The 10,149-nt window shown below is 66.2% G+C and carries 12 protein-coding genes; 11 read left to right on the top strand and 1 reads right to left on the bottom strand.

Features of this window, described 5'->3' with window-relative positions:
* The 7 genes from G6016_RS03830 to tuf form a co-directional block, all read left to right on the top strand.
* On the top strand, positions 1–546 hold a 546-nt coding region (locus G6016_RS03830; RefSeq protein WP_182631377.1), incomplete at its 5' end, for an enoyl-CoA hydratase-related protein.
* Between the two features lie 78 nt (positions 547–624).
* Positions 625–1,761 (top strand): NDMA-dependent alcohol dehydrogenase, encoded by a 1,137-nt coding sequence (locus tag G6016_RS03825; protein WP_182631376.1) that lies wholly within the window; start codon positions 625–627, stop codon positions 1,759–1,761.
* Positions 1,762–1,772: 11 nt separating this feature from the next.
* Positions 1,773–2,411 carry a TetR/AcrR family transcriptional regulator gene (locus G6016_RS03820; RefSeq protein WP_182631375.1) on the top strand — a complete coding sequence of 213 codons (639 nt, stop codon included), beginning with the start codon at positions 1,773–1,775 and terminating at the stop codon, positions 2,409–2,411.
* A 215-nt stretch (positions 2,412–2,626) separates the two neighbouring features.
* Positions 2,627–2,998, top strand: coding sequence for a 30S ribosomal protein S12 (gene rpsL / locus G6016_RS03815; protein WP_182631374.1), 372 nt, complete (start codon positions 2,627–2,629; stop codon positions 2,996–2,998).
* Complete coding sequence (rpsG, locus tag G6016_RS03810; RefSeq protein WP_182631373.1) at positions 2,998–3,468, top strand: 30S ribosomal protein S7; 471 nt, start codon at positions 2,998–3,000, stop codon at positions 3,466–3,468. Before rpsL ends, rpsG begins: the two co-directional genes overlap by 1 nt.
* A gap of 198 nt (positions 3,469–3,666) precedes the next feature.
* Positions 3,667–5,778 carry an elongation factor G gene (gene fusA / locus G6016_RS03805; protein WP_182631372.1) on the top strand — a complete coding sequence of 704 codons (2,112 nt, stop codon included), beginning with the start codon at positions 3,667–3,669 and terminating at the stop codon, positions 5,776–5,778.
* Between the two features lie 174 nt (positions 5,779–5,952).
* On the top strand, positions 5,953–7,143 hold the full coding sequence (gene tuf / locus G6016_RS03800; protein ID WP_182631371.1) for an elongation factor Tu: 1,191 nt from the start codon (positions 5,953–5,955) through the stop codon (positions 7,141–7,143).
* A gap of 155 nt (positions 7,144–7,298) precedes the next feature.
* Here the strand turns inward: tuf and G6016_RS03795 are convergent, their stop codons facing one another.
* Complete coding sequence (locus G6016_RS03795) at positions 7,299–7,571, bottom strand: hypothetical protein (RefSeq protein ID WP_182631370.1); 273 nt, start codon at positions 7,569–7,571, stop codon at positions 7,299–7,301.
* 549 nt (positions 7,572–8,120) lie between these two features.
* Between G6016_RS03795 and rpsJ the strand changes: the two genes are divergently transcribed.
* Genes rpsJ through rplW form a run of 4 tightly spaced genes read left to right on the top strand, consistent with a single transcriptional unit; the run spans position 8,121 to position 10,129 of the window.
* The gene (rpsJ, locus tag G6016_RS03790; protein WP_007318892.1) at positions 8,121–8,426 is read left to right on the top strand and encodes a 30S ribosomal protein S10; all 306 of its coding nucleotides are present in this window, start codon (positions 8,121–8,123) and stop codon (positions 8,424–8,426) included.
* 52 nt (positions 8,427–8,478) lie between these two features.
* A complete protein-coding gene (gene rplC, locus G6016_RS03785) occupies positions 8,479–9,144 on the top strand; it encodes a 50S ribosomal protein L3 (protein WP_182631369.1) in 666 nt (221 codons plus the stop codon).
* The gene (rplD, locus tag G6016_RS03780) at positions 9,141–9,830 is read left to right on the top strand and encodes a 50S ribosomal protein L4 (RefSeq protein WP_182631368.1); all 690 of its coding nucleotides are present in this window, start codon (positions 9,141–9,143) and stop codon (positions 9,828–9,830) included. The genes rplC and rplD overlap by 4 nt, the downstream gene beginning before the upstream one ends.
* Positions 9,827–10,129 carry a 50S ribosomal protein L23 gene (rplW, locus tag G6016_RS03775; protein WP_182631367.1) on the top strand — a complete coding sequence of 101 codons (303 nt, stop codon included), beginning with the start codon at positions 9,827–9,829 and terminating at the stop codon, positions 10,127–10,129. Before rplD ends, rplW begins: the two co-directional genes overlap by 4 nt.
* Positions 10,130–10,149: the final 20 nt, after the last annotated feature.

Genomic DNA, 10,149 nt, shown 5'->3' with positions numbered 1-10,149 from the left:
GCAGCGGCCCGGACCCGGGTCTTCCTCGACCTGCTCCGCGCGATCATCGCCCACCCCAAGCCGGTGATCGCGGCCGTCGACGGGCACGTCCGCGCCGGCGGCATGGGCCTGGTCGCCGCCTGCGACCTCGCGGTGGCCGGGCCGTCCTCGACCTTCGCACTGACCGAGGTGCGCCTCGGGCTGGCTATCGCGATGATCTCCGTGCCCCTGGCGGCGCGCGTGCACTCGCGCGACCTCACCCGGGCGGTCCTCACCGGGGAGGAGTTCGACTCCGCACACGCCCGTCAGATCGGCCTCCTCACCGAGGCCACCGGCGACGTCGCCGCTGCCGTCGACGAGCTCGTGGCCTCGTTCCGGCCCTGCTCGCCGCAGGGACTGGCCGAGAACAAGGCCCTGCTCGCGACACCTCTGCTCGCCGAGCTGGACGCGCGGGGAGAGGATCTCGCGGGGATCACCGCCCGCCTGTTCACCACCCCGGAGGTCGCCGAGGGAATGACCGCTTTTCTCGAACGGAGACCACCCTCTTGGGCGGCCGGAGCAGAGTAGGTTGTGTGGTACTGGTCACGTGACCAGGAGCACATTACCAACCGGGTTCCCCGGACATTCTCATCGCGAGGAGCACACATGCGTACCAAGGCCGCCATCATCCGCGAGCCCAACCAGGAGAACGGGTGGGAGATCGTCGAGGTCGACCTGACCGACCCCCGGGTGGGCGAGGTCCAGGTCAAGCTCGCCGCCTCCGGTCTCTGCCACTCGGATGAGCACCTGCTCACCGGCGACCTGCAGTTCGAGACCTACCCCATCATCGGCGGACACGAGGGCGCCGGCGTGGTGACCAAGGTCGGCGAGGGCGTCATCGGCCTCGAGGAGGGCGACCACGTCGTCCTGGCCTTCATCCCCGCCTGCGGCACCTGCCCCCCGTGCGCCGAAGGCCTGCAGAACCTGTGCGACAACGGCGCCGGGCTGCTCAGCGGCCGCGCCATCAGCGATGACACCTACCGTGTCCACACCGCCGAGGGCGAGCCCGTCGCCTCGATGTGCGTCCTCGGCACGTTCTCCCCGTACGTGACCGTCCACCAGTCCTCGGTGGTCAAGATCGAGAAGGACATCCCGCTGGACAAGGCTGCTCTGCTCGGCTGCGGAGTGGCCACGGGATGGGGCTCGGCCACCGAGATCGGCGGGGCCAAGGAAGGCGACGTCGTCGTCGTCGTCGGGGTCGGCGGCATCGGCATCAACTCGGTCCAGGGCGCGGCGGCGGCCGGCGCCCGGATCATCGTCGCGGTGGACCCCGTCGAGTTCAAGCGTGAGAAGGCGCTGGAGTTCGGCGCCACGCACACATGCGCTTCAATGGACGAGGCCATGGCGCTCGTCGGGGAGCTCAGCTGGGGACGCATGGCCGACCTCGTGGTCCTCACGATGGGCGTCGTGGAGGGCAAGGACCTGCTGCCCGGCCTCCTGCTCACCGGCAAGGGCCGCCGCTGCGTCGTGGTGGGGCTCGGCGACATGAACGCCGTGGACGCCCAGATCTCCATCCTCGACCTGGCCATGCAGCAGAAGACCCTCCAGGGCGCCATCTTCGGCGGCACCGGACCGCGCAAGCAGATCCCGCACCTGCTGCACCAGTACCGCGCCGGCAACCTCAAGCTCGACGAGCTGGTCACCAAAACCTACCGACTCGAGGACATCAACCAGGGCTACCAGGACATGCGTGACGGCAAGAACCTGCGCGGTGTGATCATCTACGACGAGCAGGACTGGTAACAGGAGGACCCATGACGGCACCCGAGCAGCGCGCCCCCAAGCAGGACCGAAGCCGCATCACGCGGGAGCGGCTGCTCGGAGCCTCGATCGACCTCCTCGCCACACAGGGCTGGGCGGCGACCACCGTGGGAGCGGTGGCCGCCGCCGCCGGCGTCTCCCGCGGCGCGGCGCAGCACCACTTCCCGACACGGGAGGACCTGATCACCGCAGCTCTCGTGCACATGATCGACCAACGGTTGGTCAGCGTGGCCACCGTTGATTCCGAGCTGCCGGAACCCGGCCCGGAACGCACCATCGCGGTGGTCCGACTCATCGTCGACCACTACACGTCAGACCTGTTCAAAGCCGCACTCCAGGTATGGACGGCGGCTGCCAGTGACCCGGCACTCGCGGACCGCGTCCTCCCGCTGGAAGCAGCGATGTCGCGCGAGGTCCTCAAGTACGCTGCGGCCGCACTGGAGCGAGACCCCGCGGACGCCCGGGTCCGCCGGGCCATCCAGACGACCCTCGATCTCGCCCGGGGACTCGGGCTCGCGGACGTCCTTTCCGACGACTCGGAACGCCGTGACAAGATCATCCGGTTCTGGGGACAGACCATGGACGACGTCCTCGACGACGCCCGAAAAACGGAGCCCGGAGCTCACGGATGAGGGTCATTTTGACCGGGTATCCCTGCGCCGGTTAGGCTTGACCATCGTGCTCGCAGTATGCGAGCTGGAAGATCGTGCCCTGTAGGCCAGCGAGAGCGGCTGACGAGGTCGCCCGTGCGCGGCGACAGGCGTGCGAGCTTCCGGATACGAGCAACGTCCCAGTGACCGGTGGTCCTCCGTGGAAACGGGGATCGCCAGCTAGAGAAAGTCGGTTCATGCCAACCATCAACCAGCTGGTCCGCAAGGGCCGCCAGGACAAGAAGTCGGCGACGTCGACGGCTGCCCTCAAGGGCTCGCCCCAGCGTCGCGGCGTGTGCACTCGCGTGTACACCACGACCCCCAAGAAGCCGAACTCCGCGCTGCGTAAGGTCGCCCGTGTGCGCCTGACCACCGGTGTCGAGGTTTCCGCCTACATCCCCGGTGAGGGCCACAACCTCCAGGAGCACTCCATGGTGCTCGTCCGCGGTGGTCGTGTGAAGGACCTCCCGGGTGTCCGTTACAAGATCATCCGTGGCTCGCTCGATACGCAGGGCGTGAAGGACCGCAAGCAGGCCCGCTCCCGCTACGGCGCGAAGAAGGAGAAGTAATGCCTCGTAAGGGTCCCGCCCCCAAGCGCCAGCTCATCAGCGATCCGGTTTACGGTTCGCCGCTGGTCACGCAGCTCGTCAACAAGATCCTGCTCGACGGCAAGAAGACGACCGCCGAGCGCATCGTCTACTCCGCGCTGGAGATCTGCCGCGAGAAGACCGGCACCGACCCGGTCATCACCCTCAAGAAGGCCCTGGACAACGTCCGGCCGGCCCTCGAGGTTCGCTCCCGTCGCGTCGGCGGCGCCACCTACCAGGTGCCCGTCGAGGTCCGCCCCGGCCGCTCCACCACGCTCGCGATGCGTTGGCTGGTGACGTTCTCCCGTCAGCGTCGTGAGAACACCATGATCGAGCGGCTCGCCAATGAGATCCTCGATGCCTCGAACGGTCTCGGTGCCGCGGTCAAGCGCCGCGAGGACACCCACAAGATGGCCGAGGCCAACCGGGCGTTCGCGCACTACCGCTGGTGATCCGGTGGGGCCCCGGGCGGGGCGGTGTCCACGACACCCCCGCCCAGGGTCCCGCTGCCGCCCACTTGGTGGCATCATTGACCAAGCCCCGTCTCGCCCTCGTCTAGAGTGCGTAGCCGGAATCCACACAATGACCCGGTTCGTAACGGTCGACACCGACCGCACGGGCCACCGACGACTCACGATCGGGGAGAATCCGTGGCACAGGACGTGCTGACCGACCTCAACAAGGTCCGCAACATCGGCATCATGGCGCACATCGACGCCGGTAAGACCACCACGACCGAGCGCATCCTGTTCTACACGGGTGTCAACCGCAAGGCCGGCGAGACGCACGACGGTGCGTCCACGACCGACTGGATGGAGCAGGAGAAGGAGCGCGGCATCACGATCACCTCGGCCGCGGTGACCTGCTTCTGGGACGACAACCAGATCAACATCATCGACACCCCCGGTCACGTCGACTTCACGGTCGAGGTCGAGCGCTCCCTGCGTGTTCTCGACGGTGCCGTCGCGGTCTTCGACGGCAAGGAGGGCGTGGAGCCCCAGTCGGAGCAGGTCTGGCGCCAGGCCGAGAAGTACGACGTCCCCCGCATCTGCTTCATCAACAAGATGGACAAGCTCGGCGCGGACTTCTACTACACCGTGTCCACGATCGTTGATCGCCTCGGCGCCAAGCCGCTCGTCATGCAGCTGCCGATCGGTGCCGAGGACGAGTTCGACGGCATCGTCGACCTCCTCACGATGAAGGCCCACTACTGGCGCGGCAAGACAGAGATCGGCACCGAGGCCTCCATCGAGGACATCCCGGCCGACCTCCAGGAGAAGGCCGAGGAGTACCGCGAGAAGCTCGTCGAGACGGTTGCCGAGACCGACGAAGAGCTCATGGAGAAGTACTTCGGCGGCGAAGAGCTGACCCTCGAGGAGATCAAGGCGGCGATCCGCAAGCTCGTCGTCAACTCCGAGATCTACCCGGTCCTGTGTGGCTCCGCGTACAAGAACAAGGGCATTCAGCCCATGCTCAACGCGGTCATCGACTTCCTCCCGACCCCGCTGGACGTCGGCGAGGTGCATGGCCACAAGGTCGGCGACGAGGAGGCCGAGATCCTGCGTAAGCCGTCCAAGGACGAGCCGTTCTCGGCGCTGGCGTTCAAGATCGCCGTTCACCCGTTCTTCGGCAAGCTCACCTTCGTGCGCGTCTATTCGGGTCGCGTCGAGCCGGGCACCCAGGTCGCCAACTCGACCAAGGGCAAGAAGGAGCGCGTCGGCAAGCTGTTCCAGATGCACGCCAACAAGGAGAACCCGGTCGACGAGGCCGTGGCGGGTAACATCTACGCGTTCATCGGACTCAAGGACACCACCACCGGTGACACGCTGTCCGATCTGAACAACCAGGTCGTCCTCGAGTCGATGTCCTTCCCGGACCCGGTTATCGACGTCTCCATCGAGCCCAAGACCAAGGCCGACCAGGAGAAGCTCGGCACCGCGATCCAGAAGCTCGCCGAAGAGGACCCGACCTTCACCGTCCGTCTGGACGATGAGACCGGTCAGACCGTCATCGGCGGCATGGGTGAGCTCCACCTCGACGTCCTCGTCGACCGCATGAAGCGCGAGTTCAAGGTCGAGGCCAACGTCGGTAAGCCGCAGGTCGCCTACCGCGAGACCATCAAGGGCTCGGTCGACAAGTACGACTACACCCACAAGAAGCAGACCGGTGGTTCCGGTCAGTTCGCGAAGGTGCAGATCCGTCTCGAGCCGCTCGACGAGGAGTCGATCGAAGAGGGCGAGACCTACCTGTTCGGCGACGAGGTCACCGGTGGCCGCGTGCCCAAGGAGTACATCCCCTCCGTGGACGCGGGCATCCAGGACGCCATGCAGTACGGCATCCTCGCCGGCTACCCGATGGTCAACGTCAAGGCCACGCTGGTCGACGGCGCGTACCACGAGGTGGACTCCTCCGAGATGGCGTTCAAGGTCGCCGGCTCGATGGCCTTCAAGGAGGCCTCGCGCAAGTGCCAGCCGGTGATCCTCGAGCCGCTGATGGCCGTCGAGGTCACCACGCCCGAGGACTACATGGGCGACGTCATCGGCGACCTCAACTCCCGTCGCGGTCAGGTCAACGCCATGGAGGAGCGCTCCGGCGCCCGCCTGGTGAAGGCCCATGTGCCGCTGTCGGAAATGTTCGGCTACGTCGGCGACCTCCGGTCGAAGACGCAGGGCCGGGCGAACTACTCGATGGTCTTCTCCCACTACGCCGAGGTTCCGGCGAGTGTGTCGAAGGAGATCATCGCCAAGGCGACCGGCGAGTAACCGGTATGGTCCCGTTCCGCCCTACGGCGGGGCGGGGCCGATGCCGGCGGCGCACGGTCGAACCTCCGGGTGGCCGCCGGTTCGTGCCTCACAGCACGATGAGTAAGATCAGATCCCACACAATGCAGTGCCCACCATGGAAGGTGGGGACAGACCAGTCCAGGAGGACATCAAGTGGCGAAGGCGAAGTTCGAGCGGACAAAGCCGCACGTTAACATCGGCACCATCGGTCACGTCGACCATGGCAAGACCACCACTACCGCGGCCATCACCAAGGTTCTGGCGGATGCGTTCCCCGACCTGAACGACTCGTTCGCGTTTGACGAGATCGACAAGGCTCCGGAGGAGAAGGCTCGTGGTATCACGATCAACATCTCCCACGTCGAGTACCAGACCGATAAGCGCCACTACGCGCACGTCGATGCCCCCGGTCACGCCGACTACATCAAGAACATGATCACCGGTGCCGCCCAGATGGACGGCGCGATCCTGGTCGTGGCGGCCACCGACGGCCCGATGCCCCAGACCCGTGAGCACGTGCTGCTCGCCCGTCAGGTCGGCGTTCCCTACATCCTCGTCGCCCTGAACAAGTGCGACATGGTCGACGACGAGGATCTCCTCGAGCTCGTCGAGATGGAGGTCCGCGAGCTGCTGGCTTCGCAGGACTTCGACGAGGACGCCCCGGTCGTCCAGATCTCCGCCCTGAAGGCCCTCGAGGGCGAGCAGAAGTGGGTCGACGCGGTTCTGCAGCTCATGAAGGCCTGTGACGACTCCATCCCGGACCCGCAGCGTGAGACCGAGAAGCCGTTCCTCATGCCCGTCGAGGACGTCTTCACCATCACCGGTCGTGGCACCGTCGTCACCGGTCGTATCGAGCGTGGCCAGATCAACGTGAACGAGGATGTCGAGCTCATCGGCATCAAGGAGAAGGCCACCAAGACCACCATCACGGGCATCGAGATGTTCCGTAAGCTCCTCGACTACGGCGAGGCCGGCGACAACGTTGGTCTGCTCGTCCGTGGCCTCAAGCGTGAGGACGTCGAGCGCGGCCAGGTCGTCATCAAGCCGGGCGCCTACACCCCGCACACCACGTTCGAGGGTCAGGCCTACATCCTGTCCAAGGACGAGGGCGGCCGTCACACGCCGTTCTTCAACAACTACCGTCCGCAGTTCTACTTCCGTACCACGGACGTGACCGGCGTCGTGACCCTCCCCGAGGACACCGAGATGGTCATGCCGGGCGACAACACCGAGATGAGCGTCGAGCTCATCCAGCCGGTCGCCATGGATGAGGGTCTGCGCTTCGCGATCCGTGAGGGTGGCCGCACCGTCGGCGCCGGCCAGGTCACCAAGATCATCAAGTGATCTACTGATCTGATGGGCCGGTCCTTGTGACCGGAGCGAGAAGCAAGGGGCGTCCCGCCGAGAAGGCGGGACGCCCCTTACTCATTTCGACAGAATCAGGCGACGATCCTGTGCTCTCGCCGCGGCTGAGCGACCGATGGCGGTCTGGGCGCGATCTACTTGCGGCGGCCCAGCACACTCATGGCGACGGAGAATCCGATCGCGGCGACACCTGCCAGTGCGGTGACCGCCACTGCCGCCACCTGCTCGGCGGTTGCAGATCCCTCACCCCGGGCCGGGCCGATCACGCCATGACGGCGATCAACCTCTTCGAGCGCCCGGAAAAGTTCATCCGGATCCCCACCTTTGTCGGGGTGGTGACGCAGAACAGCCTGTCGGCGGTCTTTCTTGTAGGCGATCGGATCGCGTGGTTCGCGTCGGGTGTTCACCTGCGAAGCTCCTCGGGTTGGCTCGACATGTGGCTGGCTACCGGGCCCGGGACCATTCGGGCCGGAGCTGAATCGGTGATGCCGCTCGCACTTGTCTAGGACGATTTTGATCTGCGCACCATCGTGCGGCATACTGGTCAAGTTGCCCGGACAAGGCGGCATCCGAGCGTGTGTACATTCTACGCGCGTCAGGGGCTGGGTTGGCCGGGCGAGCACGACCGTGGCGGGTGAGAGATCACCCGCTGGAAAAGTGGGAGGGCGACACGCCCGACCGCGTGGACGCGTCGTGACACGTCAACAGCGGCAGCGGATCGGTCCGTCGTTCGCCCACCTCGTGTGGGGGAGTGGCACTTCCGTCCTCTGGGATCCCTGAGTCGTGTCATGCCTGCGGGCGCGCGATCGGGGGCCTCCAAGACGGGCACCGATGCACGAGACCGAGAACGTTTCGGTCTGACGGTGTCACGTATGACAAGCGAACACAGCAGTGTCCCCGCCAGGCGAGGGCGCTCAAGACAGCCGCCTTCACGGGCGGGAGGAGAAGAGGACGAAGTGGCGGGACAAAAGATCCGCATCCGGCTCAAGGCCTACGACCACGAGGCTATTGACGCATCGGCCCGCAAGATCGTCGAGACGGTGACCCGTACCGGGGCCCGCATCGTCGGTCCTGTGCCGCTGCCGACCGAGAAGAACGTTTACTGCGTCATCCGCTCGCCGCACAAGTACAAGGACTCGCGCGAGCACTTCGAGATGCGTACCCACAAGCGGCTGATCGACATCCTCGACCCCACGCCCAAGACCGTGGACGCGCTCATGCGCATCGACCTGCCTGCCAGCGTCGACGTCAACATCCAGTGACCTCCGACCGCGTAGCGGTCAGCAAGCAACGTGCAGCGGAGACAGTGAACAGATGAGTAACACCGAGATCAAGGGCATCCTGGGCGCCAAGCTCGGCATGACCCAGGTCTTTGACGAGAACAACCGGGTGGTTCCGGTTACCGTCGTCAAGGCCGGGCCGTGCGTCGTCACCGGGATCCGAAACGAAGAGACCGACGGATACAACGCCGTCCAGATCGCGTTCGGCGCGATCGACCCGCGCAAGGTCACCAAGCCGGTCGCGGGACAGTTCGAGAAGGCCGGGGTCACCCCGCGCCGCCACCTCGCCGAGATCCGCCTCGACAACGCCGAGCAGGCTGCCGGCTTCGAGGTCGGTCAGGAGATCGGCGCGGACGTGTTCGAGGACGGCGCATTCGTCGACGTCACCGGCACCTCCAAGGGCAAGGGCTACGCCGGCACCATGAAGCGTCACGGCTTCGCCGGTCAGGGCGCCTCGCACGGTACGCAGGCCGTCCACCGCAAGCCGGGCTCGATCGGTGGCGCTGCCACTCCGGGTCGCGTCTTCCGCGGCAAGAAGATGGCGGGCCGCATGGGTAACGAGCGTGTCACCACCATGAACCTCAAGGTCCACAAGGTCGACGCCGAGGCCGGCGTCCTCCTCATCAAGGGGGCCATCCCCGGCCGCAACGGCGGTCTCGTGATGGTCCGTTCCGCAGTGAAGGGCGGTGCGCGCGCATGACCACCACGGAGAACACCGTGAACCTCAAGCTCGACGTCCGTACGCCGGCTGGCGCCACGGACGGCGCGGTTGAGCTCCCCGGCGAGATCTTCGCCGTCGAGCCCAACCTCCCCCTGATGCACCAGGTCGTCGTGGCCCAGCTCGCCGCTGCGCGCCAGGGCACGCACTCGACCAAGACCCGCGGCGAGGTCCGCGGCGGTGGTCGCAAGCCGTTCCGTCAGAAGGGCACCGGCCGCGCCCGTCAGGGCTCGACCCGTGCGCCCGCGTACACCGGCGGCGGCACCGTCCACGGACCGAAGCCGCGTGACTACTCGCAGCGCACCCCCAAGAAGATGAAGGCCGCCGCCCTGCGCGGTGCCCTGTCCGACCGGGTGGCCAACGAGCGGCTGCACGTCGTCACCGAGTTCGTCGAGGGCCAGAAGCCGTCCACCTCCGGTGTGCGTGACTTCCTCGCGTCGATGTCCGACCGCAAGAAGTTCCTCATTGTGGTCGGTCGTGAAGACGTCGCCGCGTGGCGTTCCGTTGCCAACCTGGACCACGTCCACCCGATCGCTCCGGATCAGCTGAACACCTACGACGTCCTCAACGCGGACGACGTGGTCTTCACGGTTGAGGCTCTGGACGCGTTCGTCAACCAGGCGGGTCGTTCCCTCGCCGGCAAGGCTGCGAAGGAGGCCGACAAGTGAGCACAGTTGCCGATCCGCGGGACGTGATCATCGCCCCGGTCGTCTCCGAGAAGGCGTACGGCCTGCTCGAGCAGGGCGTCTACACGTTCCTGGTGGCACCGGATGCCAACAAGACGCAGATCAAGATCGCCGTCCAGGAGATCTTCGGCGTCACCGTTGATTCCGTGAACACCGCTAACCGTAAGGGCAAGCGCAAGCGCACCCGCACCGGGTTTGGTCAGCGCAAGAGCACCAAGCGCGCCATCGTGACCCTCGCGGCCGACAGCAAGCCCATCGAGATCCCGGGTCTGACCGCCTGACGGCGGGAAGAGTTAAGGAC

The organism is Dietzia aerolata, from assembly GCF_014144865.1.
GTDB classification, from domain to species: domain Bacteria; phylum Actinomycetota; class Actinomycetes; order Mycobacteriales; family Mycobacteriaceae; genus Dietzia; species Dietzia aerolata.
This window is presented reverse-complemented; position numbering and strand designations above follow the sequence as displayed.